General features: G+C 49.9%; 29 protein-coding genes, 3 tRNA genes and 2 pseudogenes. 11 read left to right on the forward strand and 23 right to left on the reverse strand.

Annotation, left to right across the window (positions count from 1 at the left end; all coding sequences use genetic code 11):
• Positions 1 to 97: 97 nt before the first annotated feature.
• Positions 98 to 736, reverse strand: coding sequence for an RpiB/LacA/LacB family sugar-phosphate isomerase (locus tag NA624_RS16545; protein ID WP_000684804.1), 639 nt, complete (start codon positions 734 to 736; stop codon positions 98 to 100).
• Between the two features lie 255 nt (positions 737 to 991).
• Between NA624_RS16545 and NA624_RS16550 the strand changes: the two genes are divergently transcribed.
• Both NA624_RS16550 and ftnA read left to right on the forward strand, forming a co-directional pair.
• The gene (locus NA624_RS16550; RefSeq protein WP_000803229.1) at positions 992 to 1327 is read left to right on the forward strand and encodes a YecR-like lipofamily protein; all 336 of its coding nucleotides are present in this window, start codon (positions 992 to 994) and stop codon (positions 1325 to 1327) included.
• Positions 1328 to 1566: 239 nt separating this feature from the next.
• Positions 1567 to 2064 (forward strand): non-heme ferritin, encoded by a 498-nt coding sequence (gene ftnA / locus NA624_RS16555; RefSeq protein WP_000920619.1) that lies wholly within the window; start codon positions 1567 to 1569, stop codon positions 2062 to 2064.
• Positions 2065 to 2109: 45 nt separating this feature from the next.
• Here the strand turns inward: ftnA and NA624_RS16560 are convergent, their stop codons facing one another.
• The gene (locus NA624_RS16560) at positions 2110 to 2349 is read right to left on the reverse strand and encodes a YecH family metal-binding protein (RefSeq protein ID WP_000377238.1); all 240 of its coding nucleotides are present in this window, start codon (positions 2347 to 2349) and stop codon (positions 2110 to 2112) included.
• A gap of 226 nt (positions 2350 to 2575) precedes the next feature.
• Between NA624_RS16560 and tyrP the strand changes: the two genes are divergently transcribed.
• Complete coding sequence (tyrP, locus tag NA624_RS16565) at positions 2576 to 3787, forward strand: tyrosine transporter TyrP (protein WP_001562965.1); 1212 nt, start codon at positions 2576 to 2578, stop codon at positions 3785 to 3787.
• A gap of 74 nt (positions 3788 to 3861) precedes the next feature.
• Here tyrP and NA624_RS16570 read toward each other — a convergent pair whose 3' ends face one another.
• From NA624_RS16570 to uvrY, 10 genes and pseudogenes are all read right to left on the reverse strand, one after another.
• Positions 3862 to 4527: a YecA/YgfB family protein gene (locus NA624_RS16570; protein WP_000781521.1), complete on the reverse strand. Its 666-nt coding sequence runs from the start codon at positions 4525 to 4527 to the stop codon at positions 3862 to 3864.
• Positions 4528 to 4765: 238 nt separating this feature from the next.
• Positions 4766 to 5092, reverse strand: coding sequence for a glucose-6-phosphate dehydrogenase (locus NA624_RS16575; protein ID WP_000240837.1), 327 nt, complete (start codon positions 5090 to 5092; stop codon positions 4766 to 4768).
• Between the two features lie 212 nt (positions 5093 to 5304).
• Entirely contained in the window at positions 5305 to 6744 is a 1440-nt protein-coding gene (locus NA624_RS16580) for an SH3 domain-containing C40 family peptidase (RefSeq protein ID WP_077905310.1), read from the reverse strand.
• Positions 6745 to 6957: 213 nt separating this feature from the next.
• Positions 6958 to 7289: pseudogene (locus NA624_RS16585) on the reverse strand (hypothetical protein).
• Between the two features lie 248 nt (positions 7290 to 7537).
• Positions 7538 to 7624 (reverse strand) — tRNA-Leu (locus tag NA624_RS16590).
• Between the two features lie 11 nt (positions 7625 to 7635).
• Positions 7636 to 7709: transfer RNA gene (locus NA624_RS16595), tRNA-Cys, on the reverse strand.
• A gap of 51 nt (positions 7710 to 7760) precedes the next feature.
• Positions 7761 to 7836 (reverse strand) — tRNA-Gly (locus tag NA624_RS16600).
• A gap of 151 nt (positions 7837 to 7987) precedes the next feature.
• Positions 7988 to 8536 carry a CDP-diacylglycerol--glycerol-3-phosphate 3-phosphatidyltransferase gene (gene pgsA / locus NA624_RS16605; protein WP_001160195.1) on the reverse strand — a complete coding sequence of 183 codons (549 nt, stop codon included), beginning with the start codon at positions 8534 to 8536 and terminating at the stop codon, positions 7988 to 7990.
• 56 nt (positions 8537 to 8592) lie between these two features.
• Complete coding sequence (uvrC, locus tag NA624_RS16610) at positions 8593 to 10425, reverse strand: excinuclease ABC subunit UvrC (RefSeq protein ID WP_001289475.1); 1833 nt, start codon at positions 10423 to 10425, stop codon at positions 8593 to 8595.
• Positions 10422 to 11078, reverse strand: coding sequence for a UvrY/SirA/GacA family response regulator transcription factor (uvrY, locus tag NA624_RS16615; protein WP_000611323.1), 657 nt, complete (start codon positions 11076 to 11078; stop codon positions 10422 to 10424). Before uvrY ends, uvrC begins: the two co-directional genes overlap by 4 nt.
• A gap of 311 nt (positions 11079 to 11389) precedes the next feature.
• Here uvrY and NA624_RS16620 point away from each other — a divergent pair.
• Together NA624_RS16620 and NA624_RS16625 are read left to right on the forward strand one after the other, a co-directional pair.
• Positions 11390 to 11503: pseudogene (locus NA624_RS16620) on the forward strand (hypothetical protein); the annotation flags it as partial.
• 38 nt (positions 11504 to 11541) lie between these two features.
• The gene (locus NA624_RS16625; protein ID WP_000106483.1) at positions 11542 to 11766 is read left to right on the forward strand and encodes a DUF2594 family protein; all 225 of its coding nucleotides are present in this window, start codon (positions 11542 to 11544) and stop codon (positions 11764 to 11766) included.
• Between the two features lie 66 nt (positions 11767 to 11832).
• Here the strand turns inward: NA624_RS16625 and sdiA are convergent, their stop codons facing one another.
• The 10 genes from sdiA to NA624_RS16675 all read right to left on the reverse strand — a co-directional run bounded on the left by sdiA (position 11833) and on the right by NA624_RS16675 (position 20897).
• Positions 11833 to 12555, reverse strand: a complete 723-nt coding sequence (gene sdiA / locus NA624_RS16630; RefSeq protein WP_001157165.1) for a transcriptional regulator SdiA — start codon at positions 12553 to 12555, stop codon at positions 11833 to 11835.
• Between the two features lie 232 nt (positions 12556 to 12787).
• Positions 12788 to 13540, reverse strand: coding sequence for an L-cystine ABC transporter ATP-binding protein TcyN (gene tcyN, locus NA624_RS16635; protein ID WP_001273033.1), 753 nt, complete (start codon positions 13538 to 13540; stop codon positions 12788 to 12790).
• Positions 13537 to 14205, reverse strand: a complete 669-nt coding sequence (tcyL, locus tag NA624_RS16640; protein ID WP_001158238.1) for a cystine ABC transporter permease — start codon at positions 14203 to 14205, stop codon at positions 13537 to 13539. The genes tcyN and tcyL overlap by 4 nt, the downstream gene beginning before the upstream one ends.
• Positions 14206 to 14225: 20 nt before the next feature.
• Positions 14226 to 15212 (reverse strand): D-cysteine desulfhydrase, encoded by a 987-nt coding sequence (gene dcyD / locus NA624_RS16645; protein ID WP_001128188.1) that lies wholly within the window; start codon positions 15210 to 15212, stop codon positions 14226 to 14228.
• 153 nt (positions 15213 to 15365) lie between these two features.
• Positions 15366 to 16166, reverse strand: a complete 801-nt coding sequence (gene tcyJ / locus NA624_RS16650) for a cystine ABC transporter substrate-binding protein (protein ID WP_000761634.1) — start codon at positions 16164 to 16166, stop codon at positions 15366 to 15368.
• 146 nt (positions 16167 to 16312) lie between these two features.
• Positions 16313 to 16864: a flagella biosynthesis regulatory protein FliZ gene (fliZ, locus tag NA624_RS16655; protein ID WP_000218080.1), complete on the reverse strand. Its 552-nt coding sequence runs from the start codon at positions 16862 to 16864 to the stop codon at positions 16313 to 16315.
• Between the two features lie 58 nt (positions 16865 to 16922).
• On the reverse strand, positions 16923 to 17642 hold the full coding sequence (locus tag NA624_RS16660; protein ID WP_001087453.1) for an RNA polymerase sigma factor FliA: 720 nt from the start codon (positions 17640 to 17642) through the stop codon (positions 16923 to 16925).
• Positions 17643 to 17838: 196 nt separating this feature from the next.
• Positions 17839 to 19044 (reverse strand): flagellin lysine-N-methylase, encoded by a 1206-nt coding sequence (fliB, locus tag NA624_RS16665; RefSeq protein ID WP_000659244.1) that lies wholly within the window; start codon positions 19042 to 19044, stop codon positions 17839 to 17841.
• Between the two features lie 78 nt (positions 19045 to 19122).
• Positions 19123 to 20640 (reverse strand): flagellin N-terminal helical domain-containing protein, encoded by a 1518-nt coding sequence (locus tag NA624_RS16670; RefSeq protein WP_000079838.1) that lies wholly within the window; start codon positions 20638 to 20640, stop codon positions 19123 to 19125.
• A 17-nt stretch (positions 20641 to 20657) separates the two neighbouring features.
• Positions 20658 to 20897 (reverse strand): hypothetical protein, encoded by a 240-nt coding sequence (locus NA624_RS16675; RefSeq protein WP_001141165.1) that lies wholly within the window; start codon positions 20895 to 20897, stop codon positions 20658 to 20660.
• Here NA624_RS16675 and fliD point away from each other — a divergent pair.
• From fliD to amyA, 4 genes are all read left to right on the forward strand, one after another.
• The gene (gene fliD, locus NA624_RS16680; protein WP_000146816.1) at positions 20896 to 22302 is read left to right on the forward strand and encodes a flagellar filament capping protein FliD; all 1407 of its coding nucleotides are present in this window, start codon (positions 20896 to 20898) and stop codon (positions 22300 to 22302) included. The genes NA624_RS16675 and fliD overlap by 2 nt on opposite strands.
• A gap of 14 nt (positions 22303 to 22316) precedes the next feature.
• Positions 22317 to 22724 carry a flagellar export chaperone FliS gene (gene fliS / locus NA624_RS16685; RefSeq protein WP_000287764.1) on the forward strand — a complete coding sequence of 136 codons (408 nt, stop codon included), beginning with the start codon at positions 22317 to 22319 and terminating at the stop codon, positions 22722 to 22724.
• Positions 22724 to 23092: a flagella biosynthesis regulatory protein FliT gene (fliT, locus tag NA624_RS16690; protein WP_000204899.1), complete on the forward strand. Its 369-nt coding sequence runs from the start codon at positions 22724 to 22726 to the stop codon at positions 23090 to 23092. The genes fliS and fliT overlap by 1 nt, the downstream gene beginning before the upstream one ends.
• Positions 23093 to 23163: 71 nt before the next feature.
• On the forward strand, positions 23164 to 24648 hold the full coding sequence (gene amyA, locus NA624_RS16695; protein ID WP_000795489.1) for an alpha-amylase: 1485 nt from the start codon (positions 23164 to 23166) through the stop codon (positions 24646 to 24648).
• Between the two features lie 39 nt (positions 24649 to 24687).
• On the opposite strand, the gene yedD is transcribed toward amyA, so the two are convergent.
• Positions 24688 to 25101 (reverse strand): lipoprotein YedD, encoded by a 414-nt coding sequence (gene yedD / locus NA624_RS16700; protein ID WP_000754694.1) that lies wholly within the window; start codon positions 25099 to 25101, stop codon positions 24688 to 24690.
• A 128-nt stretch (positions 25102 to 25229) separates the two neighbouring features.
• Here yedD and yedE point away from each other — a divergent pair, with 128 nt between their 5' ends.
• Together yedE and yedF are read left to right on the forward strand one after the other, a co-directional pair.
• Positions 25230 to 26492, forward strand: coding sequence for a selenium metabolism membrane protein YedE/FdhT (gene yedE / locus NA624_RS16705; protein WP_323754798.1), 1263 nt, complete (start codon positions 25230 to 25232; stop codon positions 26490 to 26492).
• Positions 26489 to 26722: a sulfurtransferase-like selenium metabolism protein YedF gene (gene yedF / locus NA624_RS16710; protein ID WP_000790504.1), complete on the forward strand. Its 234-nt coding sequence runs from the start codon at positions 26489 to 26491 to the stop codon at positions 26720 to 26722. Before yedE ends, yedF begins: the two co-directional genes overlap by 4 nt.
• Positions 26723 to 26978: the final 256 nt, after the last annotated feature.

Consider the following 26978-nt stretch of genomic DNA (forward strand, 5'->3'; position numbering starts at 1 on the left):
TGGTCTGTTTGCCAGAGGTGGCGCCTGTCGCTACTGGCGTATTATCGGCACATCATGCCAGCCGACAGGCGCGAAACGTCTCTGTCTTGTCTGGGCATTACCCCAGCATCTCACGTACAAACGCTTCTATTTCTTTATTCTGGCCGTTTTCAAACAAACATTGCTGGAAACGCGGCCCTGAAACCGCCGTTTTAACCAGTTCAGGATCGATAGCCCGTAGTGTATCCAGATAATTCTCTTTGACGACCGCGGCCTTAACCTGGTTCAAAATGCCCGCATTGCGTACCTGCGGCGCTTTGCGCTCAGGCGGATACCCCTCGCCTTTACGCCCGGTAAACGCTTTTTCAAAGATGAAACGCACGTTCAGCTCAGCGCCCCAGCCAAAGCCTTTCGCAAATGGCAGGGACAACGCATTGCCGTTGTTGATCTGCGCAAACAGAAAAGCATCTGCCGGATCGATGCAATAGCCACAAATGACACCTGGATGAATATTTAACGACATCAGCGCGCCCTGACCGGTGCCACAGCCAGTAACCACAAAATCAACCGCGTTTGCATTAAGCAGAATACTTGCCATGATGCCTAAATGAATGTACGTCAGGTGATGGTCATTTTCGTCGCACATGCCGACGTTAAAAACGGGAAATCCCTTTTCATTGGCGACGGCGCTAAGTTCGTTATAAATGATGGCATTTTTGCTGGCCTGGCTATTTTCCATCATCAGTGCAATTTTCATCGTGTTCCTCCTGAATGCAGACGGCCGCGCCTGCGTAAATCATGACGTTTTTCCCACATTACACATTTGCGAACACACATTCAAATTTAATGAAACGAAGTTTCATTAAATGAAAAGACGCTCACACATTTTCTGTTCCCGCTGTAAACCCCCTGCCGTTACCTTTAATCAAGGCGAATCCGTAAGTTATTCCAGCCATTGACGGTGCAAGACACGAGGTAGCATGGTCTGATACCGAATTGTCGGAGCGATTTTATGAAGCCTCTTATTTTTACTCTTTCACTGCTAGCCCTGACGGGATGCACCATTACTCGACAAGCGCAGGTCAGCGAAGCCAGCCCGATAAGCGGCATCGTGCGCCTGACGTATAACCAGCCGCTATTTTTTACTTCACGGACAGATGACTATGTATCTCACGGGACCGCAACACGCGAATGCCAGCAGATGGGCTATGCCGATGCCGTTTCGTTTGGTCAGCCGGTAGGAACCTGTAGCATTTATGCGGGCTCGTTGTGTCTGAACACCCGATTTACCCTCTCCTGGCAGTGCCGGGGCGTTGCCGTCCCGCAAATCATGCCGCTTTATTATTAAGGCGGCTGGCTTAACGCCGACACCATCTACAATGGAGGAGAGTGCAAGGTCGCTATTGCCAGCATGAAGGTGCTGGCTTTCCTTTATTTTTATACACTATACACTGGCGTTAATGCGTTTTATTCCCATTCGTATTTTTAATAATTAAATTTAATATTTTACCTTTTGCAAATAATAAAATAACAAATTATAGTGGCGCCACATTACTGTATATCTTTTGCTATTTGTGGAGCGGAACCATGCTGAAAACAGAAATGATCGACAAACTGAATGAGCAAATGAATCTGGAGTTGTACTCCTCCCTGCTCTATCAACAAATGAGCGCGTGGTGCAGCTATCACAGTTTTGAAGGCGCGGCCGCATTTCTTCGTCGCCATGCGCAAGAAGAGATGACGCATATGCAGCGCCTGTTTGACTACCTTACCGATACCGGAAGCCTGCCGCGCATTAATACCGTTTCTTCGCCCTTCGCTGAGTACACCTCACTGGATGAGCTGTTCCGCGCGACCTATGAGCATGAGCAGCTTATTACGCAAAAAATTAATGAACTGGCTCATGCCGCAATGACCAGCCAGGATTATCCGACATTTAATTTCTTGCAGTGGTATGTGGCAGAACAGCATGAAGAAGAAAAACTGTTCAAATCTATTATTGATAAATTAACGCTGGCGGGAAAAAGCGGCGAAGGGCTTTATTTCATTGATAAAGAACTCTCCACACTGGATACGCAAAATTAATCCAACACGTCCTTACACGGTGAGACGAGCTCTCACCGTGGCGTATTAGTGGCGGCAGATTTTACTCTCATGCGTTGAAAAACCGTCCTCCACGGCAATAAACTTTCCTTTCGCCGCCAGAAACGCGACCAGTTCCGCCGCCGTCATATCTGACGCTGAACAGGTGTGAAATCGTGCCCGCTCGCCAAAGCGCGCTTTTATTGCCGCCTCCAGCGAGGTATGCGTGTACTGCTCGCCAGACTCAATCATCATGTTGAGCACTTCGTGACCGTGAATGGAATCCATAACCCCTCCTGAATAAAACTCGTAGCCTAATGTGTCCTTGTACGAGCGACTTTGCGCTAGCGCAGGTTTACGGCGGTTGTCCGCGTCGCCTTCCATATTCGCTTTTATGCCCGGAACTGTAAATTTTACAGTACACCCATTGTAACGACCATTTGACGAAAATAGCGTAATGCCTTACCCTGCGCCGCGGATATCACCGTTCTTTGTTACCGGGGTAGTAGAAAGCGTGAAAAACAGAACTCTGGGCAGTATTTTTATCGTGGCAGGCACCACTATCGGCGCCGGGATGCTGGCAATGCCGCTGGCAGCGGCTGGCGTTGGTTTCAGCGTCACGCTGGGATTGTTGATTGGCCTGTGGGCGCTGATGTGTTATACCGCGCTACTATTACTGGAGGTATATCAACACGTTCCGGCAGATACCGGGCTGGGCTCGTTGGCAAAACGCTATCTTGGACGTTACGGACAGTGGCTTACGGGATTCAGTATGATGTTCTTAATGTATGCGCTCACCGCCGCCTACATTTCCGGAGCCGGAGAATTACTGGCATCCAGTATTAATAACTGGCTTGGCGCCACGCTCTCGCCCGCTGCCGGGGTGCTGCTGTTCACCTTTGTTGCCGGTGGGGTGGTGTGTGTGGGCACCTCGCTGGTCGACCTTTTTAACCGCTTCCTGTTTAGCGCAAAGATCATTTTTCTGGTCATCATGCTTGCGTTGCTCACGCCACATATTCATAAAGTAAATCTTCTTACGCTTCCTTTACAGCAGGGGCTGGCGTTATCCGCCATACCGGTCATTTTCACCTCGTTTGGTTTTCACGGAAGCGTACCGAGTATTGTGAGTTATATGAACGGCAACATTCGCCGGCTGCGTTGGGTCTTTATGACGGGTAGTGCCATTCCGTTAGTGGCCTATATTTTTTGGCAGCTCGCCACGCTGGGAAGTATCGACTCGCCGACATTCAGAGGGCTACTGGCCAGCCATGCCGGGTTAAATGGCCTGCTGCAGGCGCTCAGAGAAGTGGTCGCTTCGCCACATGTCGAACTGGCGGTCCACCTGTTCGCCGATCTGGCGCTGGCGACCTCTTTTCTGGGCGTAGCGCTAGGATTATTTGATTACCTGGCCGATCTATTCCAGCGCCGCAGTACGGTGTCCGGACGTCTGCAAACCGGGCTGATTACCTTTCTGCCGCCGCTGGCGTTTGCGCTTTTCTACCCACGTGGATTTGTGATGGCATTAGGCTATGCCGGCGTAGCGCTGGCAGTGCTGGCACTGCTCATCCCTGCCATGCTGGTCTGGCAATGCCGTAAACAGAGCCCTCAGGCGGGATATCGTGTGGCAGGCGGCACGCCAGCGCTGGCGCTGGTGTTTATCTGCGGCATTGTCGTGATTGGCGTCCAGTTTTCGATCGCACTGGGGTTCCTGCCCGATCCAGGTTAATGCCAGGCAAAGATTACCGGGCCCGGACGCCGTCCAGGCTCGATAATCATCACGCTATGGCCGTTTACGAGCCATTAATGCAGGCAGCACTGCTTAAATTTTTTGCCGCTCCCGCATGGACAAGGATCGTTACGCCCCACTTTCACCTCTGCTTTTATCGGCATCTGTAGCGGCGTCGTGTGCGGATGCGCCATCCACCAGGCATGAAGCTCAAGCGCCGCGATACGGATAGCGTCAACGCTTTTATCGAACGCTTCCGGGCTCATTTTATCCAACAGCGCAAAGTTTTCTTCAGTGCCGTGTAAGGCAATCGCTTCCAGCGCCGGTTTTAGCGTATCCGGCAAGTCAGACCAGTCGGACAGCGACACTCCGCGCATGTAACCAAAGCACCATTCTTCAACAATCGTTAATTCATGGCCATCAACTTCTCGCAGGCCAAACAGCGGCTCGAACTGTTCTGGATAGTCTTCAAGCCGGGCGGCTGTGTCCGCCATGTGCTGGAACACCAGATCCATAAATCGCGTCATTTCTTTTTCAGATGTCCAGCGCGGTACGTACGCGGGTCCCCCCCATATCGCGACCAGCCACTGTTCCGGCTCGATGGGACGCGGAGAACTTAGTACCGCAGTAATCAGACCGTCCAGCTCCGCGACATCCAAAATGGCCTGATCGGTATTGTATTTCGTCAGCACATCATCCAGCCATTCCAGCTCGTTCTCGTTTAATGGTTCCATTTTCATAACGCTTTTCCTCAGTGATGACTTCCGCCTGTAGGCCTCTTACATTGCAGCGGATAAAAATAATTTTTTTGCAGGCAGTTTGGATGGCAACCATCAGGGGCCAGATTAACACGAAATGAGGAGGATTCCGGAAGTTAACGCACAAAAGGAGGATCAGGGCGCAGATTTTCCGCCAGGAAACGCTCGCCCCACACAAAAGCGAGAGATGGGTTTCTCGCTATATTATACTCATGCTAACTTATACCACCGCCGCGGACAGATAAAACCGCCCTCTCAAATAGAGCTTATTTTCAGTAAAAAAGTGTTTAATGAGTTCGTCTACCGCTTCTCTGTCAGCAGAAAAGGTTATTTCCATAAACAGCGTATCGTACCCTATTTTGATATTTTTTTTCTTACAGTAAACACGGATCTCATCCTGCACACTCAGCAACGGCAGGCTAAATGTGTATAGCGGTTGCGGTTCTTTTTTCGCCGCTTTCTCAAAAACTTTAGTGACCAGATCTCCAAGATCGCGCTCTGACCGGGCACCGTTATTAAAATGCAATAAATTACGTCTTTTTACCACCCAGCCTCCAGCCAGATACCGCCAACAATAACTCTCACTTCAATGTGTGAGGCACATAATCACATCCAGAATCAGCTCTAGATAGTATTTCAAATAAACAGCCCGCACTATAGCGCATACTTTTTTCAGACACAGTTTACAGGGATACTCTCTTTATATCCACGAGCACGGTTGCCTTAATCATATCTTCCGCGATAACACAGTTTGTCAACCTATTCTATATAACCAAGCTTAAACAGAACCTTACCAGCCAGCGATATCAGCTCAGGATTTTCAGGATAAAAACGCAGTAACGGCAAAAATACTGCCTCACCGATAATGCTCCGGCTATTAGCATGGTTTGGGCGCAATCCCCAGATATTCTGATAAGTCATCGGTACGACCTGCCCATTCATGGTTGTGTTACCGATATACAGCATAATATGCCCTGGAATATAGACCAGCGTAGTAAACGGTTTTCCGTATCTGGTGAGATAATCGATCCGCATTTGGGGACTTTTATGACTAAGATCGACCACCCGTCCAGCAGCCTCTACCTGCGCGGATGAATGTCTGGGCAGGAATATGCCAAACGGCATTAACAGGCTGCGGACTTCGGCTGAACAATCATTATAAAAGTTAAAATTTCCCCAACCGTAGGGGGCGCCGTGCATTGCTTTCATTAGCACGGCGATATTTTCCGGCGTCATTTTCCACGGCATAGCCGTAAACTCGTTACCGCTTAGCCAGACCCAATGGATAGACGCGCGACCATTGCTGTCGCGAACTGGCGCCGCAATCAGGAACTGGCCCGCCCGTTGATGTCGGAACGGTAAAATAGTGCCCGGGCGCCCGGTGAAATAATAGACGCCTGCGGCATGGACAGAAACCGGCGCGTTGATAAATGCCCCCAGTTGCTTGTGAGCGAGCAAAACCCACTGTGTTATAAATTTCTGATCCGTACTGGCAATATCTTCACTATGAACCCAGCCAGTTACCGCCGGTGAAACGACATATTGCCAGCGTTGGTCTTTGCTCTTCGTCAGCGTATAGACCGGCGTACCGGGACGCAGCGAAGACATTTGTAAATTATCAAACGGGTACCCCTCGCCCGCCTGACGGGGATCGTTAAAGAGCGGGTCGTCCGTTGGCAGCGCTCTGACTAAACTTTCTCTGACCATAATGCCTCGCCGGGAGGCATGATAGATATTGTCAATCTGCGTATCCGTATTCCCTCTAACCTCCTCTTTCCAGCGAGAGGTATAAAGTCTGAAGTTTTCCCCCCAATAAGCACTGCCGTCGCTAAGAAACTGCTTAATACTGGCATCCCGGGCCTGTGCTGCGTTTTTTTTCAGCAATGCGGTAATATAAAAACCATTCCACGGCGAGTGCGCTTCACTGTCCATTCCGAAATAATGAGATTTTAGTGCGCTAAAGTAGCGTTGTTGGGTAGCACTATCAATAACCGGAATAGTGTAATCAGCCGAGTCCGGAGGTATCCATTTATCAACCGACTGTGAATAATCCGCTAACGGAAAGCGTGTTTTTGTCGGGTCAATATAGCTCCCTGTGAGAATTTCATCTTTGGCTGTTGATCGGTAGGTCGTCTGGTGGCAAGCGGTGAGGCACAATGGTATCAATAAAACGGCCCAGGTTTTCTTTTGCATCATCATCTCCGTAAAGCGGGGAAAGCATAATATAGAGACTGACCAAAACCGCCATTCACGAAAACCCGAAATTATCTGTAGTTGACCTGTTATTAAGACAATATTGCAAAACGTGATTAAAGCATGAAGCGGATCACATTACCTTATGATGAATATTAGTTCGCTATCTACCTTTAATTAAATTGTGCAGAACCCCCCCCTGAACAGTTATATACTCGTTTAATTTGCATAAATACTCCACTGACCCGCCCCTGTTTTTTTCAGACAATACATACTGTAGCGCGTCAGTTCTACTTTTTTTATATACTCTGCAAAGTCGTTTTCATCGACGTAGCCAATAAAATTACGCGCATCACATGTCGAAGAGGAAAACTCGCCTGGAAGAGAGTAGGTTGCGATTGCACTCTCAGGCTCATACAAAATAAAAAAAAGTAAAAAAGCGCAACCTACAATCCCAATATTAATGAAGCTAATAAACAATTTTGCATTATCGGTATATTTCACTGGCAGACCCACTCACTTTATAAAGCAGGCATAAAACATATCAGCAATTTTTATAGAGATTAATGGATTTTATCGGCTGATTTACCCGACGTTTAGTATTTACCAGGCATAAGTTCTTGCGGGTCGGTAGCACATAACTGTTGTACTGGCAGAAATGCCGCTACCGAGGTTTTTACTGTGTATCGCGCTGGAAAGTTCACGCTCGCGGTCGGCATACAAATTGAAGACACAAAAAAACCACCCGTAGGTGGTTTCACGACACTGCTTATTGCTTTGATTATTCTTGTCTTTCCCATGGTACCCGGAGCGGGACTTGAACCCGCACAGCGCGAACGCCGAGGGATTTTAAATCCCTTGTGTCTACCGATTCCACCATCCGGGCTCGGGAAAAATTGGAGGCGCGTTCCGGAGTCGAACCGGACTAGACGGATTTGCAATCCGCTACATAACCGCTTTGTTAACGCGCCAAATTTTTTGGCTTTTCAGCCAGCATCCGCTTTACGCCAATGCTTTTAAACTGGAGCGGGAAACGAGACTCGAACTCGCGACCCCGACCTTGGCAAGGTCGTGCTCTACCAACTGAGCTATTCCCGCAGCATCAAGCAACTTTGTTAATCACTTGATTTTGTTATCGTCTGGCAATCAGTGCTGCCGTTCGATGCGTTGCATTCTACTTACCTGACGCACTGAGTCAACGATATTTTTCGTCACTCACGATCGTTTGCTGAAATTTGCGGCGAAACGATCACTGATCAAGCAAATCTCCGCGTGCAGCGCTCAAATATTGCAACATGGACCACAACGTTAGCACCGCTGCGACAAAGAAAAGCGCGATCCCGGCATACTCTACCCAGATATTCGGACGCCACAAGAGCCACGCCAGCGCCACCATCTGCGCGGTAGTTTTGACTTTACCGATCCAGGAGACCGCTACACTACTGCGTTTGCCCAGCTCCGCCATCCATTCACGCAGAGCAGAGATAATAATTTCGCGGGCTATCATCGTCGCCGCAGGTAACGTCACCCACCAGCTATGATAATGCTCGGTGACCAGCACCATGGCGATCGCCACCAGCACCTTGTCGGCGACGGGGTCGAGGAAAGCGCCGAAACGCGTACTCTGGTTCCAGCGTCGCGCCAGAAAGCCGTCAAACCAGTCGGTAATAGCGGCAATACAGAAAATCAGCGCGCTGACCATCGGCGCCCAGGTGAACGGCAAATAAAACACCACGACAAAGAATGGAATCAGGATGACGCGAAACAGCGTGAGCAACGTAGGGATATTAAATTGCATAGTGACGGGTAACTATCTGTTGTCAGTGAAATTACCCCTATGTTGCTACAGTGGCCTCAATGTTTCAACGACCAGAAGATCTTTTCTGCCAGACCTTGCGAAATACCCGGCACTTTTGCAATTTCTTCTACGCTGGCGTTACGTAGTCCTTGCAAACCGCCCATATATTTCAGCAGCATCTGGCGACGTTTAGGCCCAACGCCTTCAATAGTTTCCAGCGTACTGGTATTTTTAACCTTTGCGCGTTTTTTACGGTGTCCGCCGATCGCGTGATCGTGCGACTCATCGCGAATATGCTGAATAACATGCAGCGCCGGCGAGTCCGGCGGCAGGCTAAACCCCTCTCCTTCCGGTTCAAAAAAGAGTGTTTCCAGACCGGCCTTTCTGTCTGCGCCTTTGGCGACGCCGAGCAACAAAGGGCGATGCTTATCCCAGGGGACATCCAGCTCAGCGAAAACGGCTTTCGCCTGGGCGAGCTGCCCTTTTCCGCCGTCGATCAGAATAACGTCCGGAATCTTACTTTCTTCTATGGCCTTGCCATAACGCCGACGTAGCACCTGATTCATCGCCGCGTAGTCATCACCCGGCGTGATGCCCGCGATATTATAACGACGATACTCGGCGCGTAACGGCCCGTTAGCGTCAAATACCACACAGGATGCGACCGTTTGCTCCCCCATGGTATGGCTGATGTCAAAACACTCCATCCGCTTGATAGCAGGAAGTTTTAATACCGCCGCCAGCGCAGTCAAACGCTGCGTGATGGTGGACTGCTGCGAAAGTTTTGTAATTAAGGCCGTTGCCGCGTTGGTCCGCGCCAGCTTGAGATAACGGGCGCGATCGCCGCGCGGTTTTGTCTGGACATGAATACGCCGTCCGGCAAGCTCCGACAACGAGTCGGCGAGCAGCGTTTTATCGCTAAGATTAAAATCGAGCAGTATCTCGCCCGGTAGCGTGCGCATCTGGCTACCCTGCAGGTAAAACTGCCCGACAAAGGTTTCCACCACTTCGCCCAGTTCCGTACCGCCAGGCACTTTTGGAAAATAGCTGCGGCTGCCCAGCACCTTACCCTGGCGAATAAACAGCACATGCACACAGGCCATACCCGCATCGAAAGCCACGCCGATAACGTCGAGATCGTCGCCCGCATTGGAGACAAACTGTCTCTCCGTGACCCGGCGTACCGCCTGGATCTGATCGCGAATACGCGCCGCCTCTTCAAATGCCAAATCCTGGCTGGCCTTTTCCATCCGGGCAATCAGCTGTGTTAAGACCTGGTCGTCCTTGCCGGACAAAAACAACCGGACATACTCCACCTGTTGCGTGTACTCCTCCTCGCTGACCAGTCCTGCAACGCAGGGGCCTAAGCAGCGGCCAATCTGGTATTGCAGGCAAGGACGCGAGCGGTTGCGATACACGCTGTTTTCGCACTGGCGGATAGGGAAAATTTTCTGTAACAGCGCCAGCGTTTCCCGCACGGCATAGCCGTTAGGAAATGGGCCGAAGTACTCGCCTTTCGCATGTTTAGCGCCACGGTGCATCGCCAGACGCGGATGGGTATCGCCGCTCAGAAAAATAAAAGGATAGGATTTATCATCACGCAACAACACGTTGTAACGCGGTTGATATAACTTGATGTAATTATGCTCAAGCAGCAGCGCTTCCGTTTCGGTATGCGTTACCGTGACATCAATGTGTTGAATTTGCGCAACTAGCGCTTCGGTTTTACGCGAAGCCAGGTTGCTGCGAAAGTAGCTGGAAAGACGCTTTTTCAGGTCTTTTGCTTTACCAACATAGATAACCGTACCGCCGGCGTCATACATACGATAGACACCGGGTTGGCTGGTAACGGTTTTCAAAAACGCCTTTGCGTCAAATATTTCACTCACTGGCTTGTTAACGTCTCCGCATTACACAGGCCATGGCGGATTGCCAGGTGAGTCAGCTCAACATCACCATGAATGTTTAATTTACTGAACATACGATAGCGATAGCTGTTCACCGTTTTAGGACTGAGATTCAGCTGTTCTGAAATCTCATTGACCTTCTGACCCTTGGTGATCATCAGCATAATCTGCAACTCGCGTTCAGACAAACTGGCGAACGGCGTTTCCGTTTTTGCAGGCTCGATCTGACTGAGCGCCATCTGCTGAGCGATATCGGAGGCGATATAACGTTGTCCGGAATACACCGAACGAATAGCGCTCACCACCTCCTGAGGCGCAGCGCCTTTGCTGAGATAGCCAGCTGCGCCAGCCTGCATCACTTTGGCGGGCAACGGGTTCTCCGTATGGACGGTCAGCATGATCACTTTGATATCCGCTGTCGATCGGGCAATTTTACGCGTCGCCTCAAGGCCGCCAATACCGGGCATGTTCATATCCATCAGCACGACGTCAACGGCGTTAGTACGGCACCATTTTACCGCATCCTCTCCGCAGCACGCTTCACCGACAACTTTAATGCCCTTTATATCTTCAAGAATGCGTCGTATCCCTGCGCGCACCAGTTCGTGGTCATCAACAAGAAGAACGTTGATCAAAGGAATATCTCCAGAATAGGGATAACGCTACTGATAGTTAATCGTCCTTATATTAGCTGGTTTTATCTCAACTTTGAAACGTAAAAAAACACCGGGTATTCGATTTTGCTCTCGTTTTTGGAAATTATGTTGTACGTCATGTGGCAACTGCCAACGTTGTAGCCCCTTCTGGCGGCGCAGTCCCGGGCTGATATTTCATAATGGTGACAAAAATTTCACGTTCCGCTGTCTAAACACTAATTAGAGAATCAACTTTGTAACAATAATTAACGAGTGAAATACGCGTAATAAACAAAGAATGAAGAAAATATATGCATCACGCGGCAACGTTTATTTTGTGGGTAAACCTTCCTCTTTTTGATCAAAAAACAACCACTGCTATTTTTAGCGTAGCTTATGGTATACTCCGCCGCCTTAACATCTGCTAACGCACATTTTCACTGAAACATAACGAGGAAAATAAATGAGTACGCCTGATTTTTCCACCGCTGAGAATAATCAAGAACTGGCTACTGAAGTCAACTGCCTGAAAGCCATGTTAACGCTGATGCTGCAGGCGATGGGCCAGGCCGATGCAGGGCGCGTGATTCTTAAAATGGAAAAACAGATCGCGCAGATGGATGATGAAGCACAAGCGGCGGTATTTTCCAGTACGGTTAAGCAAATTAAACAAGCTTACCGCCAGTAGTAAAAAACCGGCTGTTAGCATCGCTTTCAGCCGGTTTCGCGTCTGGCGCGAAGCATCGTCAGCACGTCATATCAGACCTGTCGCCGCAGCGTAGCAGGCAATCTGTGTTTTATTTGGCGCATTGAATTTCTTCTGCATGTTTTTCTGATGGAAGTTAACGGTATTTTCAGAAATCGACAGAATAATGGCGATCTCTGATGAGGTCTTCCCTTCCGCCGTCCACTTCAGAATCTCTTTCTCACGTTTACTGAAACGCATCTCAGGCGCCATCACCATGTCGTCTTCAAATCTTGTCAGCGCCGAAAGACTCTCCCGCGCCAGCAGTTGCAACCTCAGCTCCACTTCATCGTAGGTAAACGAGGAGCAGCGTAAACTGCTTCGGGAGAAAGATAAAAAGCCCAGCGCCCGGTTCGGCAACATCACACACTGGGTTACGCCTCTGCGTAATCCGAAACGCTGGGCGGCATCCCACATCGCCTGCGCTTCATGAAATAGCATGTCATCCCAATGTAAATGACCCTGCCTGAAATTTTCCGGCTTTAATACCGGATCGATCGCAAAATAGTTTTCGGACTGATAATGCGTTACCCACGCCGGAGGATAAGTGGTACGAAGCGATATTTTAGGCCTGGTAAAGGGAACGGGATGACGAACACACAGGGCATAATAATCAAATTCCAGCCGCTGTGTCTGATATTGCAATTCAGTATAAACATCCTCTGCTGCCGCCATCTCCTGAAAGCGTAACAACATTGCGCGTCGCCAGGTGAAGAAATCATTTTCCTGCATATTTTATGGTCACGCCTTTGATATTGATAATCATTATTATGAATGACTTAAATTAACACATAAATAGTGTTTATATATAAGAAATATCGGACGAATCGTAGAATACTTGAGCGGCATTACAGTTTTTTGGCTTCCGCCTGAGAGCGAGGTTAATAATCTGGCAGAATGACTTCATAATTATTCATTGCGCTCGCCCGAGGCGCGGCTAATTCGGGCGAGCGTTGAAAAGGTATTATTTCACTAAAAATTTCTCAAGGAACTGGCGGGTACGCGGATGCTGAGGATCGGCGAACAAGGTTTTCGCCGGCCCCTGCTCGACGATTTGCCCCTGATCCATAAATATTGCCCGGTCAGCCACGTCACGCGCAAAGCCCATTTCGTGAGTGACGATCACCATCGTGCGCTTTTCCTGCGCCAGCTGGCGAATCGTATTAAGCACCTCGCCAACTAATTCAGGATCAAGCGCCGACGTCGGCTCATCAAACAGAATCACTTCCGGGCGCATCGCCAGCGCACGCGCAATCGCCACGCGCTGCTGTTGCCCGCCCGACAGGCGGCGCGGATAACGGGTCTCTTTACCGGCCAACCCGACTTTGGCTAACAGTTCCCGCGCCAACGCCGTCGCCTCGGCTTTCGGCTCTCCCTTTACAATCACCGGACCTTCAATGATATTTTCCAGCACGGTACGATGCGGGAACAGATTAAAACTCTGAAAGACAAAGCCGACATGCTGGCGTAGCTGGCGAATCAACCCTTTTTGCTGGCTGAATGGGCGGGCGGTATCGATGATAATATCGCCCACTTTAATGGTGCCCGCTTCCGGTTGCTCCAGCAGGTTAATGCAGCGTAATAACGTTGTTTTCCCTGAGCCGCTCGGGCCGATAATGGCGACGACTTCTCCGGGCTTCACCTCAAGGTCGATACCGTGCAGCACCGTTTGACCATGAAATTTTTTGACCAGGTTAGTGACTTCGATCGCACTCATTTTGGCTCTCTCTCCTGGCGGTTAAGCTGGTTTTCAAAATAGTTTTGCAGTGCCGATAAGACGGTCGCCATTACCCAGTAGATTAACGACGCGGCCAGATACATGGTAAACACCTCCAGCGTTCGCGAGGTAATTAACTGCGCCTGGCGGAACAACTCCGGCACCTGAATCGTCGCGGCGAGCGACGTATCTTTCACCAGGCTGATAAAACTGTTGCTCAACGGCGGAAGCGCGACGCGAGCCGCCTGCGGCAAAATAGCGCGACGTAGCGTTTGCCACGGCGTCATGCCAATGCTCGCCGCCGCTTCCCATTGTCCCTTGTCGATAGCCGAGATTGCCGCGCGCAGCGTCTCGGACGTGTAAGCCGCGGTATTGAGCGATAAACCAATCATCGCCGCCGGGATAGGGTCCAGCTCAATCCCAAATTGCGGCAGGCCGTAATAGATCATAAATAACTGGGCGATAAGCGGCGTACCGCGAAAAATCGAGATATAAAAGCGCGCCAGCCAGCGAACCGGCCATAGCGGAGACATCCGCATCAGCGCCAGCACAAATCCCAGCAGCAGACCAAAAAACATACCGCCAATACTCAGTTGCAGGGTAAAGACGGCGCCTTTAAGCAAATACGGCAGCGATTCAATAACCAGTTGGATACTTTCTTGCATTCGCGTTGATTACCTGGAGGTTATACATGAGGATGGTAGGCAAACAGCGCAGGCGCCCCACCGGTGTGAATAAAGAGAATCGGCCCATCATCGTTAAAGCGTTTCTGGCTGATGCCGTCTATCAGACCCGCCATCGCTTTGCCGGTATATACCGGATCCAGCAGCACCCCCTCCAGGCTCGCCAGCAGTTTCACCGCCTCCATCCCCGCGTCATTTGGCACGCCGTAACCCGGGGCAAAATAGTCATCCCATAAATGAATATCCGCCGTCGCCGTCAGCGCCAGCTGACCGGCAATAGCCTGCTGCAAGGCAATCACTTTGGGTTTCTGCTCGGCGACAGAACGTGAAACGGTCACGCCAATCAGTTCGACATCCGGCATCAGATGTTCCAGCCCGACAGCTAACCCGGCGTGCGTTCCGGCGCTGCCGGAGGCCACCACTACCGAAGAGAGCCCGACAACTTCTTCACACTGCTGGGCGATTTCCAGGGCGCTCTCTACGTATCCCATTGCGCCCAGCGCGCTGGAGCCGCCGACCGGAATCACATAGGGCCTGAACCCTTGCGCTTCAATGCGCGTCGCCAGCGTTTGCAACTGCGCATCCGGATCGGTTAGCGCATCGCACATCTCAATTTGTGTATTAAATAAATCCAGTAACAGGCGATTACCATTCGTCAGGTAATTTTCCGCGGTGGTACCGATTGGATTTTCCAGCAAAGCGACGCAATGCAGCCCCAATTTGGCCGCGACCGCCGCCGTCTGACGGACATGGTTCGACTGAATCGCCCCTGCGGTTATCAGCGTATCCGCCCCTTCTCGCAGCGCGTCGGCCACCAGAAACTCCAGCTTGCGCAATTTATTGCCGCCCATTGCAATGGGCGTAACGTCATCGCGCTTAATGTAAATCTCACGGCCAAGATAATCAGACAATCGCGGCAGGTATTCGAGCGGGGTCGGCGCGCCGATAAGCTCCAGGCGAGGGAAGCGCGTTAAGTGATGTAGTGGCATTGAGCCTCCGGTAACGTTGTGGTGTGTTCTTTTTATTATGCACGTTGATCTAACGGAAATAAAAAAGGCGCCGATTCACGCGCCTCCGTTTGCTAACATAGTATGAGGTTGATATTGCCCGGCGGCGCTCTGCCTGCCGGGCAACGTAGAGCATTATTGGGTCACGTCAGCGCCAAACCATTTTTCAGAGAGCGCTTTTAAGGTGCCATCTTTTTGCATTTCCGCAATGGCGTTATCTACCGCCTTCAGCAAGTCTTCGTTGCCTTTACGTAACGCAACGCCGGACTCCTGACGCGAAAACGCATCACCGGTGACGGCCAGCGTACCTTTGGTTTTTTTCACCAGATCCAGCGCCGCCAGACGATCGACTAAAATCGCGTCAATACGGCCTACGCGCAGATCCTGGTATTTTGTAGGATCATCGTCATAAGTACGGATATCCACACCCTGAACATGTTGACGTAGCCACTCTTCATAGTTAGTCCCCAGCCCAACGCCAACTTTTTTGCCCTGCAGATCGGCCGCCGTTTTGATCGTGCCTTCATTGCCTTTTTTCACCAGCGCCTGAACGCCGGAGACAGTGTAAGGCGTAGAGAAATCATACTTTTTCTTGCGGACGTCTGAAATCGTGACCTGGTTTATCACCACATCAATGCGTTTAGCGTCCAGCGACGCCAGTATTCCGTCCCATTTGGTCGGCTTCAACGACGCTTTAACGCCCAGGTGTTTTGCCAACGCCTCGGCGAAATCGACTTCAAAACCGGTTAATTTGCCGTCTTCGCCCTGAAAACTAAACGGCGGATAGGTACCTTCCAGCCCTACCAGCAGCGTGCCGCGTTCTTTAACTTTGTTCAGCAAACCCTCATCGGCAAAGCTCTTCGCGCTCATTCCCGCCACCAGCGCTACAGCCATTACTCCCATCAGTGCCTGACGTCCCAGCAGTGCTAATTTCATAGTAACCCCGAATATTGCCGTTAATGACCATAGACTGTGTCCCGCCATGGCGCATCGTCACGTCTCGCGAACCTTTGGGGGACTCAGCCTAATGTAGAAGGTTTGCCACGTTTCACCAACACGACTCTGCTACATCTTATGCTTTTTTAATATATATCAGAACTGGCGGTAAAGGGGGATTTCTGTCTGGGCGCAATCTGCTGATGCGCTTTATATTGCTGGTATTTACGTAGTGCGATACGGTAATTATTGGTGCTGGTTTCCGGCAACCATGGCGCCAGGCTTTCATCGAGAAAACCGTCCTGCAGCAGATCGTGGGAAATGTTTTGCTCGCTGAGGTAGTTGCCAAGACGTCGTAAACGCACAACATATTCCCGCACCGTGCCATGGCTCATCTCGGTTTGTTCAAACAAATACTGCTTGAAACCGATAATATCGAAAAAATCACTCTGCTTTTTGCAGTGCAAATCGCCGCAAAAGCGACACAGCGCCACCCACTCCTTCTGCTCCCGCTGCCAGGCAGCGTCGTCAAGTAGCATATCCAGCTGTGAAATAGCGATTTTATTAACGATCTTGCCACGGCGAACCAGCGTAATGCGGTCGAGCAATTTGTGACAATGCGCGCAATGCGTCTGGCTGTGTTTAAAGTCTTTAAGATAGCGGCTCAAGGGCCGCCTTTTAGGTTGCTGCACCGTCATGAGAACTCCTGGTAGTCTATACGTTGTGCGGCACTTTTCGGGTGCGACCATGCGCGACCTATAACTTACCCAGTTTGGTGCGTAATCGTTTGATGGCCTGACTATGCAACTGGCTGACCCGCGATTCGCCGACTTCCAGTACTGCGCCAATCTCTTTGAGATTGAGCTCTTCCTGGTAATACAGCGTTAACACCAGTTGCTCGCGTTCCGGCAGCGATTCAATCGCATCCATTACCCGCTGTCGCAGGTCGCCCTCCAGCAGTTGATGTAACGGGTTTTCCTGTTGATGTTCTTCAGTCACCAGTTCGATGCTATCGCCATGCTCTTCCCGCCACTCATCGTAAGAGAAAAGTTGGCTGTTGTTGGTATCGAGCAACATCTGACGATACTCCGCAACAGGGATGCCAAGACGTTCCGCCACTTCGGTTTCCGTCGCATTACGCCCCAGTTCCTGCTCCAGTTGTCCCATCGCCTGCGCCACTTCGCGGGCATTACGCCGGACGCTACGCGGCACCCAATCGCGGCTGCGTAATTCATCCAGCATCGCCCCACGAATACGCTGCACTGCGTAAGTGGTAAATGCCGTTCCTTGCAAAGCGTCATATCGGTCGACCGCATTTAATAACCCGATGCCGCCCGCTTGTAGCAGATCGTCCAGTTCCACGCTCGCCGGCAATCGCACCTGCAGGCGCAATGCTTCGTGACGCACCAGCGGTACATAACGCTGCCACAGCGAGTGTTTATCCATTACACCTTCAGCGGTATACAGTGAATTCACGATAAACAGCCCTGCGTTAAATGAGTTATCGGCATGATTATCCGTTTCTACAGAAGGTTCTATCGAAGGAATAAGGCTATAAAAGAAGGGTTATTTCACTTATGTAACCTGTAGCGCCTTTTTAGCGGCTCAAAGAGCAGAATAAAATCAGCCAGATAGGATAAACGGGATGCGCAAAAGCCCACCCCGAACAAAACTATGTCAGAAGATGAATCATCGACAGATCGTCGCCAGTACGCACCGTTTCTATATGGCGATGAAAATTCGCCGCCACCTCGCTGTTATGCTGGCTGCGGGAGTGAAAACTATACACAATATTAGTAACGTCATCCCACTCAAGACGCCCGCGCTCATACACGCTGGCTGCCGTTAATAGCTTAATAAAGGCATATTCCGCCACGATAATATACAGCGCGCGTAACGGGTCGACATTCGGCTGGTTGGGGAAATTATTTTCCCAAATTTTATAGAGAATTAAATTTCTGAAGGCCCAGTTCTTCTGCTGCTCATCCGCCTGTAAACAGCGCGCTAATGAGGACTCAATATCGCTCACCTTCTGCTCCATTGAAACGCCCTCTTCCGCCGTCAGCACCCGCAGAAGACACTGGATGTAGTGATCGAGGACATAGCTTCCTCTGCTCGGTGGGAGAGCCCTGAAATAATCCTGCATCAACAATACCAGGGATGTTTTGAATTTCTTATCCGGCGTAATATTAGCGAGTTCCTGAGTTAACGAACCGGACTGCAACTGGGAAACTAACGTGCCATACACTTGCTCAATCTCCCCTAATGCAGCGTCATCAATCCGGGGAAACTTCTGCACGTACATTACAAACTTGATCAACGCGTATAATGCCGCATCCGGATTGCTGGCAGCATGGTTAATCAAACTCAGGCAAAACAAGTTAAGTAGTTTTTGCTGTGGGGAGAATAGCGGCGCGGTATTGTACTTCTGCTGAATGATCGCCTTTTCATTGAGTGTTACCGCATCAGCATCGTTTAAAATATGCGCAGTCACTTCCGGGCAAGCAAGGCTTAGAGAATGTCGTACCTCGTTTTTATAAGTATGGAACACCCGCGGAAACGTAGTGCAGGTATAACTTAATGCTTTAGCCCCCAGTGTTTTTTGTACCTTGCACAGACGATCGTCATCCAGATAAGGGCAGCTTCCTGTCCCAGATGGTAATTTAATCTCCCCCCAGTTATTTGGGTCTTTCTTTAAAAGAATAATACTATTTTTGGCAATCTCTCTGATGGTTACATCCTTGCTGGTAAGGTACTTTTTGACCGTCGTCTTATCCAGCGTGATTTTCCAGCCCTTACAACAGTGATCGCGGCAGGCCGAGCCAGAACAGGAAAAGCGGGTGACAAAGGCAGGTTCAGTGACGGTGATTTCTTTCATTACACAGGCTCCGGAATTAAAAAAGGCAGCTTTCGCTGCCTTGATTGTGTACCACGTGTCGGTGAATCAATCGCCGGATTAACGCAGTAAAGAGAGGACGTTTTGCGGAACCTGGTTAGCCTGCGCCAGAACGGAAGTACCAGCCTGCTGCAGAATCTGCGCTTTAGACATATTAGAAACTTCCGTTGCATAGTCAGCATCTTCGATACGGCTACGCGCGGAGTTCAGATTGGTTACCGTATTGCCAAGGTTGGTAATGGCTGAATCAAAACGGTTTTGAATTGCCCCCAGAGAAGAACGAACTGCGTCCACTTTTGACAATGCAGAATCAATTGAAGCCAGTGGGTTAGCGGTACTTTTCTTGGCTGCGGCAGCGTCTTCATTGATTAATGTACTAACGCCAGAAGCTGTTTTATCAATAAACATGGTTTTGCCAGCTAAGGTGACCTTATCACCCGCGGCGTTAGCAGTATATTCAGCCCCATTTACTGTAATTTTACTTTCGCCCTTAACAGCATTGTTTGCTTCCAAATCAGAAAGTTTCGCACTCTCGTTTTTGGTTTTATCATCAAAAGTAAACTGACCGTTCACTACAGATGTATAAACATTTTTGCTTGATTGTAAGGTAGCAGCATTAACATCCGTCGCGCCAGTGGCAATATCAGCGACAGTTAACGTAACTTTTTCACCATTGATGGTAGTAGAAACCTTACCATTACCGTCATCACCAGTTTTTGTATCAATAGTAAAAGTCACGCCTTTATAATCAAAGGTATCTCCTTCCTTACCACCCTTAATGGCACCAGCTATCGCTTTGGCTTCATCGGTACCAGCAGCAGATTTAGTCGTCTTGAATAGGTTAACCGCAGTGTTATTTTCCGCATCGTCAGTTGTCAACTGACCATTTGCTGCATTTACATATACTTTATCCGGTGCTGCATCATCAGTTACTACAGCACCTGAATTAATATCTACACGATATTTATTGGCACCCGCTGCATAGGTGTCATAACCCGTAACATTCTTGAAGCTGGATTTCAGATCACCCACTGTCGCTTCTTTTGGCCCATTAACATTGAACCCATCAAGGCCAAGGCTTTTCACATCAATTTTTTGCAGATCGATGGTAATGGTTTCACCATCGTTAGCACCAACCTGGATTTTCATCTGGTTGTCCTGAGACAGGACTTTAACACCGTTAAATTGAGTCTGATTAGAAACGCGATCGATTTCTTCCAGACGTTGCTGAATTTCATCCTGGATAGATTTCAGATCGGAATCAGAGTTAGTCCCGTTAGTGGCCTGAACAGACAACTCACGCACACGCTGCAGGTTGTTGTTGATTTCATTCAGCGCGCCTTCAGTGGTCTGCGCAATAGAAATGCCGTCGTTAGCGTTACGGGAAGCCTGAGTCAGACCTTTGATATTAGAAGTGAAGCGGTTAGCAATCGCCTGGCCTGCCGCATCGTCTTTCGCGCTGTTGATACGCAGACCGGAAGACAGACGCTCAATAGCGGAACTCAGTGAGGACTGAGATTTGTTCAGGTTATTCTGGGTCAACAGCGACAGGCTGTTTGTATTAATGACTTGTGCCATGATCTTTTCCTTATCAATTACAACTTGATGTTATTGGGCTGTTGCCCACGGTTTCTCACCGTAACCCTTGTATCGGCACCTGAATTTCGAACTTTAGAAAATTTTTCACTTCCCCCGATCTTTTTCTTAGCCTGCGAAATAGCCGCTTTATGCATCATTATTCCACGCATTATTTTTGCAAAATTATCATTAAACTTTGCTTCCAGATTGCCGATAACGCGTTTAACTACTGTTTGCAATCGAAAGGAAGATGGCATGGCTTCAATTTCATCATTAGGTGTAGGGTCAAACTTACCTCTGGATTCACTGCTGACTAAACTGACCAACGCTGAAAAAGGACGCTTAACGCCGATCACACAGCAGCAGAGCGCTAATACGGCCCGTCTAACGGCATACGGTACTTTAAAAAGTGCACTGGAGAAGTTTCAAACAGCAAACACGGCGTTAAATAAAGCCGATCTGTTTAAAAGTACGAATGTCACCAGCAGTACAGAAGACCTGAAAGTCTCGACGGAAGCTGGGGCCGCACCTGGAACTTATGTGGTTAGCGTAACTCAGTTAGCACAAGCACAATCTTTGAGTACAGCAACCAAAATTACATCCACCAAAGAAGTGCTGGGAGATACCACATCTGACAGCCGTACCATAAAAATTGAACAGAAAGGCCGTAAAGAACCACTTGAAATCAAGCTCACTAAAGATCAAACCTCTTTAGAGGGCATCCGTGACGCCATTAATGATGCTGACAGTGGTATTTCCGCCAGTATCGTTAAAGTTAAAGAAGGCGATTATCAGCTTGTACTGACCGCAGATAGTGGCACGGATAATCAAATGACTATCTCTGTGGAAGGCGATAGCAAACTCAGCGATCTGTTGTCCTATGATAGTAGTACTGGCACGGGCAAAATGAAGCAACTGGTTGCTGCAGATAATGCTTTGTTAACCGTTAACGGCATTGATATTGAGCGACCAAGTAATAAAATCACTGACGCTCCACAAGGTGTGACGCTTGAACTAACCAAAGAAGTAAAAGACGCCCGTATTACTGTCACAAAAGATAATGAAAAGGCGACCGAAGCCGTCAAAGGTTGGGTTGATGCCTACAACTCGCTGCTTGATACCTTTAGTTCATTAACAAAATATACAGAGGTTGATCCAGGGGCTGAAGAACAGGACAAAAACAACGGTGCACTACTTGGAGATACCGTGGTGCGAACGATTCAAACTGGAATCCGCGCTCAGTTCGCTAATGGTGCAAGTACAGGTACATTTAAGACCCTGAATGAAATTGGTATTACTTCTGATGGTACCACCGGAAAACTAAAAATTGATGATACCAAGCTTAAAAAAGCGCTGGATGAAAATACCGCTTCTGTACGTGAGCTGCTGGTAGGTGATGGTAAAGAAACGGGGATCACCACCAAAATTGCCACCGAAGTGAAAAGTTATCTGGCCGATGACGGCATTATTGACAGCGCCCAGGACAGTATTAACGCCACGCTGAAAAAGCTGACTAAGCAATATCTGACCGTCAGCAGTAGCATTGACGACACCGTTGCCCGTTACAAGGCCCAGTTTACCCAACTGGATACCATGATGAGTAAACTGAATAACACCAGTACTTATTTGACCCAGCAATTTAATGCTATGAACAAGTCCTGATAACAGAGGTTACCATGTACACCGCGAGCGGTATCAAAGCTTATGCGCAAGTCAGCGTGGAAAGCGCCGTGATGAGCGCCAGCCCGCATCAGTTGATTGAAATGTTGTTTGATGGCGCGAATAGCGCTCTGGTGCGCGCTCGCCTGTTTTTAGAACAAGGCGATGTTGTCGCGAAAGGTGAAGCGTTAAGCAAAGCCATCAATATTATCGATAACGGGCTGAAAGCCGGCCTCGATCAGGAAAAAGGCGGTGAGATTGCGACGAATCTTTCCGAGCTATACGACTATATGATTCGCCGTTTACTGCAGGCTAATTTGCGTAACGACGCTCAGGCCATCGAAGAAGTGGAAGGGTTACTCAGCAATATTGCAGAAGCCTGGAAACAGATTTCACCGAAAGCATCTTTCCAGGAGTCTCGTTAATGACCTCAACCGTGGAGTTTATCAACCGTTGGCAGCGTATTGCGCTGCTCAGTCAATCGCTGCTTGAACTTGCGCAGCGAGGTGAATGGGATCTCTTACTGCAACAAGAGGTCTCCTATCTGCAAAGTATTGAAACGGTGATGGAAAAGCAAACTCCACCGGGCATTACGCGAAGTATTCAGGATATGGTCGCCGGATACATCAAACAAACGCTGGATAATGAGCAGCTCCTGAAAGGGCTGCTGCAACAGCGACTGGATGAACTCAGTAGTTTGATCGGACAATCCACCCGCCAAAAATCACTCAACAACGCTTATGGCCGTCTTTCCGGTATGTTACTCGTGCCAGACGCGCCTGGCGCCTCATAATATTTTCCCGTCTCGTATGAAAATTCTTCCATACTCCAGAGGTCGGCTAAACGACTTCTGGAGCACGGAAGATGAAAAACCCCACTTTATTGCAGTACTTCCACTGGTATTATCCCGACGGCGGTAAACTCTGGTCTGAGCTGGCGGAACGTGCTGATGGGCTGAATGATATCGGTATCAATATGGTCTGGCTACCGCCCGCCTGTAAAGGCGCCTCCGGCGGCTATTCCGTAGGCTATGATACCTACGACCTGTTTGACCTCGGCGAATTTGACCAAAAAGGAACTATCGCGACAAAGTACGGCGATAAACGCCAGTTACTGACGGCGATAGACGCGCTCAAAAAAAATAATATTGCGGTGCTGCTCGACGTCGTCGTGAACCACAAAATGGGCGCAGACGAAAAAGAACGTATTCGCGTTCAGCGCGTGAATCAGGATGACCGCACGCAAATCGATGACAACATCATTGAATGCGAAGGCTGGACGCGCTACACCTTCCCTGCCCGCGCGGGCCAGTATTCCAACTTTATTTGGGACTATCACTGTTTCAGCGGCATTGATCACATCGAGAATCCCGACGAAGACGGGATTTTTAAGATCGTCAATGACTATACCGGCGATGGCTGGAACGATCAGGTTGATGACGAGATGGGTAATTTCGACTATCTGATGGGGGAAAATATCGATTTTCGCAATCACGCGGTTACGGAAGAGATTAAATATTGGGCTCGTTGGGTCATGGAACAAACCCACTGTGACGGCTTTCGCCTGGACGCGGTAAAACATATACCCGCCTGGTTTTATAAAGAATGGATTGAGCATGTACAGGCGGTTGCGCCAAAACCGCTGTTTATTGTCGCAGAATACTGGTCGCATGAAGTAGATAAACTGCAAACGTACATCGATCAGGTCGACGGGAAAACCATGCTGTTCGACGCGCCGTTGCAGATGAAATTTCACGAAGCCTCGCGCCAGGGCGCGGAGTATGACATGCGCCACATATTCACCGGCACGCTGGTAGAAGCCGACCCTTTTCATGCGGTGACACTGGTCGCTAACCACGATACACAACCGTTACAGGCGCTGGAAGCGCCGGTAGAACCCTGGTTCAAACCATTGGCCTATGCGCTGATCCTGCTTCGTGAAAACGGCGTACCGTCGGTGTTTTATCCCGATTTATACGGCGCCAGCTATGAGGATAGCGGCGAAAATGGCGAGACCTGTCGGGTCGACATGCCGGTGATTAACCAACTGGATCGGCTGATCCTCGCTCGTCAGCGTTTTGCGCACGGTATACAAACTCTCTTTTTCGATCATCCTAACTGTATCGCCTTTAGTCGCAGCGGTACTGAAGAGAATCCGGGCTGTGTGGTTGTACTTTCCAATGGCGACGACGGTGAAAAAACCCTCCTGCTCGGCGACAATTACGCTAACAAGACCTGGCGTGATTTTCTGGGAAACCGCAGTGAGCATGTTGTAACTAATGATCAAGGCGAAGCGACGTTCTTCTGCAACGCAGGCAGCGTCAGCGTGTGGGTCATTGAGGACGTGTGATGAGCGTTCCCGGCGGCAGAGCGCTGCCGGGAAGCGAAATTACGGCAGCGGCGTCGGCAGCGGCGTTTTTTCTAACGCGGCGGCACACTCCGGCGTCGGACGAGCGACCCGTTGCAGCGTCATGCCATCATATTCCAGGGTATTCCCGTCGCGCTCAATTTCATAGAGCTCACGCTTAACCGTAACATTGGTTAAGTCATCGGAGAGCATGGTCAGCTTACCCGGCAGAGCAATAACGCGCTGCCACTGGCGGCAGTCCAGCGTATCGCCTTCTTTAGTCACTACCAGGCTGGCGATAGCTTCAGGGCTCACCAGCTTACGTTGCGGGCCTTTTGACTGCCAGTACCCTTCCAGACCGGCCGGCGCGGGCGTTTTCACCACATCATTATAGTTTTCCACCTCGGCGCATCCGGCCAGAACCAGCAATGCGCCAACGATCGCTACTTTTTTCATCATTCATCCTGCATCAGAAGAAAGAGGAATTGTGGCATTAAAGCCCTGACGCCGCCAGCCTTTCCAGGCGCTGACCGCAATTTGATCCAGTCGGTATTACCGCTTATTAGGTGTAGGCAAATTCTGTGATCGGTGTAGTATGCGCACTTCTTGTTTCACACCTTCTGAGTTCAGAGGCTAAACACATGTCATGGCAACACTTCAAGCAAACCTGGTTAATTAAATTCTGGGCGCCGGCCCCTGCGGTGATCGCAGCCGGTATTCTCTCTACCTACTATTTTGGCATCACCGGCACGTTCTGGGCCGTGACGGGCGAATTTACCCGCTGGGGCGGGCAAATTTTGCAGCTTTTTGGCGTTCATGCCGAACAGTGGGGCTACTACAAGATGATTCATCTGGAAGGTACGCCGCTGACGCGTATCGACGGCATGATGATCCTCGGCATGTTCGGCGGCTGCTTCGCCGCGGCGCTGTGGGCCAACAACGTAAAACTGCGTATGCCGCGCAGCCGAATCCGTATCGTACAGGCGGTGGTCGGAGGCATGATCGCTGGCTTCGGCGCGCGTCTGGCGATGGGGTGTAACCTGGCCGCCTTTTTTACCGGGATCCCGCAGTTCTCCCTACACGCGTGGTTCTTTGCGCTGGCGACCGCTATCGGCTCCTGGTTCGGCGCCCGCTTTACGTTGCTGCCGATATTTCGCATACCGGTGAAAATGCAGAAGGTCTCCGCGGCTTCACCACTGACGCAGAAACCGGATCAGGCAAGACGGCGTTTCAGGCTCGGTATGCTGGTCTTTATCGGCATGATTGGCTGGGCGTTATTAACGGCAATGCATCAGCCGAAACTGGGGCTGGCGATGCTGTTCGGCGTCGGGTTTGGGCTGCTGATCGAGCGCGCGCAAATCTGCTTTACTTCGGCCTTTCGCGATCTGTGGATCTCCGGACGCGCCCATATGGCGAAAGCGATTATTTTCGGCATGGCGGTCAGCGCTATTGGTATTTTCAGCTACGTGCAGTTGGGCGTTGCACCTAAAATTATGTGGGCTGGCCCGAATGCGGTCATTGGCGGACTGCTGTTCGGTTTTGGCATCGTGCTGGCGGGCGGCTGCGAAACCGGCTGGATGTACCGCGCCGTAGAAGGCCAGGTGCATTACTGGTGGGTGGGCCTCGGCAATGTCATCGGTTCGACCATCCTGGCTTACTACTGGGATGATTTCGCGCCCGCTCTGGCGACCAGTTGGGATAAAGTTAACCTGCTGAATACCTTTGGTCCGCTGGGCGGTCTGCTGGTCACCTACCTGTTGTTATTTACCGCGCTGATGTTAATTATCGGCTGGGAAAAACGTTTTTTCCGCCGTGCGGGTCTGACGCCTGCTAAGGAATCTGTATGAAAAATATCGTCCCTGATTACCGTCTGGATATGGTTGGCGAACCTTGTCCATACCCGGCGGTCGCCACTCTGGAAGCGATGCCGCAGTTAAAAAAAGGTGAGATCCTGGAGGTGGTGAGCGACTGTCCGCAGTCCATTAATAATATTCCGCTGGATGCGCGCAATCACGGCTATACAGTGCTGGATATCCAGCAGGATGGCCCGACAATTCGTTATCTGATTCAAAAATAAACGCATGCTCCCGCTGTACGTTACGGCGGGAGACCTTTTACGGCGTAACCGGCAAAAATCTACAACGCATAAAAGAAATCAGACAAGGTCGTCTTGTGCGCCGTGGCATAAATCTATTATATAACGTATACCGTTTTAATTTTGTCTGAGCCGATGAAAAATCCAGGGTTATTTTAAGCAAAACATAAAACAATTATTATTTTCCCTCTACGTCATAAAAGACTATCAGGTATTTATATTTTTACTCACTGACATT

The organism is Salmonella sp. NW38 (genome assembly GCF_051807745.1).
GTDB classification, from domain to species: domain Bacteria; phylum Pseudomonadota; class Gammaproteobacteria; order Enterobacterales; family Enterobacteriaceae; genus Salmonella; species Salmonella enterica.

Excerpts from the sequence above, each read along its gene's own strand:
- NA624_RS16580 (WP_077905310.1), bottom strand. The coding sequence starts at position 6,744 with ATGATGATGCAAAAGAAAACCTGGGCCGTTTTATTGATACCATTGTGC.
- NA624_RS16675 (WP_001141165.1), bottom strand. The coding sequence starts at position 20,897 with ATGCCATCTTCCTTTCGATTGCAAACAGTAGTTAAACGCGTTATCGGC.
- dcyD (WP_001128188.1), bottom strand. The coding sequence starts at position 15,212 with ATGCCACTACATCACTTAACGCGCTTCCCTCGCCTGGAGCTTATCGGC.
- sdiA (WP_001157165.1), bottom strand. The coding sequence starts at position 12,555 with ATGCAGGAAAATGATTTCTTCACCTGGCGACGCGCAATGTTGTTACGC.
- fliS (WP_000287764.1), top strand. The coding sequence starts at position 22,317 with ATGTACACCGCGAGCGGTATCAAAGCTTATGCGCAAGTCAGCGTGGAA.
- fliT (WP_000204899.1), top strand. The coding sequence starts at position 22,724 with ATGACCTCAACCGTGGAGTTTATCAACCGTTGGCAGCGTATTGCGCTG.
- NA624_RS16625 (WP_000106483.1), top strand. The coding sequence starts at position 11,542 with ATGAGTACGCCTGATTTTTCCACCGCTGAGAATAATCAAGAACTGGCT.
- fliD (WP_000146816.1), top strand. The coding sequence starts at position 20,896 with ATGGCTTCAATTTCATCATTAGGTGTAGGGTCAAACTTACCTCTGGAT.
- yedF (WP_000790504.1), top strand. The coding sequence starts at position 26,489 with ATGAAAAATATCGTCCCTGATTACCGTCTGGATATGGTTGGCGAACCT.
- yedD (WP_000754694.1), bottom strand. The coding sequence starts at position 25,101 with ATGAAAAAAGTAGCGATCGTTGGCGCATTGCTGGTTCTGGCCGGATGC.
- tcyL (WP_001158238.1), bottom strand. The coding sequence starts at position 14,205 with ATGCAAGAAAGTATCCAACTGGTTATTGAATCGCTGCCGTATTTGCTT.
- amyA (WP_000795489.1), top strand. The coding sequence starts at position 23,164 with ATGAAAAACCCCACTTTATTGCAGTACTTCCACTGGTATTATCCCGAC.
- fliB (WP_000659244.1), bottom strand. The coding sequence starts at position 19,044 with ATGAAAGAAATCACCGTCACTGAACCTGCCTTTGTCACCCGCTTTTCC.
- NA624_RS16550 (WP_000803229.1), top strand. The coding sequence starts at position 992 with ATGAAGCCTCTTATTTTTACTCTTTCACTGCTAGCCCTGACGGGATGC.
- fliZ (WP_000218080.1), bottom strand. The coding sequence starts at position 16,864 with ATGACGGTGCAGCAACCTAAAAGGCGGCCCTTGAGCCGCTATCTTAAA.
- NA624_RS16570 (WP_000781521.1), bottom strand. The coding sequence starts at position 4,527 with ATGAAAATGGAACCATTAAACGAGAACGAGCTGGAATGGCTGGATGAT.
- NA624_RS16545 (WP_000684804.1), bottom strand. The coding sequence starts at position 736 with ATGAAAATTGCACTGATGATGGAAAATAGCCAGGCCAGCAAAAATGCC.
- NA624_RS16560 (WP_000377238.1), bottom strand. The coding sequence starts at position 2,349 with ATGGATTCCATTCACGGTCACGAAGTGCTCAACATGATGATTGAGTCT.
- tcyN (WP_001273033.1), bottom strand. The coding sequence starts at position 13,540 with ATGAGTGCGATCGAAGTCACTAACCTGGTCAAAAAATTTCATGGTCAA.
- pgsA (WP_001160195.1), bottom strand. The coding sequence starts at position 8,536 with ATGCAATTTAATATCCCTACGTTGCTCACGCTGTTTCGCGTCATCCTG.
- NA624_RS16670 (WP_000079838.1), bottom strand. The coding sequence starts at position 20,640 with ATGGCACAAGTCATTAATACAAACAGCCTGTCGCTGTTGACCCAGAAT.
- ftnA (WP_000920619.1), top strand. The coding sequence starts at position 1,567 with ATGCTGAAAACAGAAATGATCGACAAACTGAATGAGCAAATGAATCTG.
- tcyJ (WP_000761634.1), bottom strand. The coding sequence starts at position 16,166 with ATGAAATTAGCACTGCTGGGACGTCAGGCACTGATGGGAGTAATGGCT.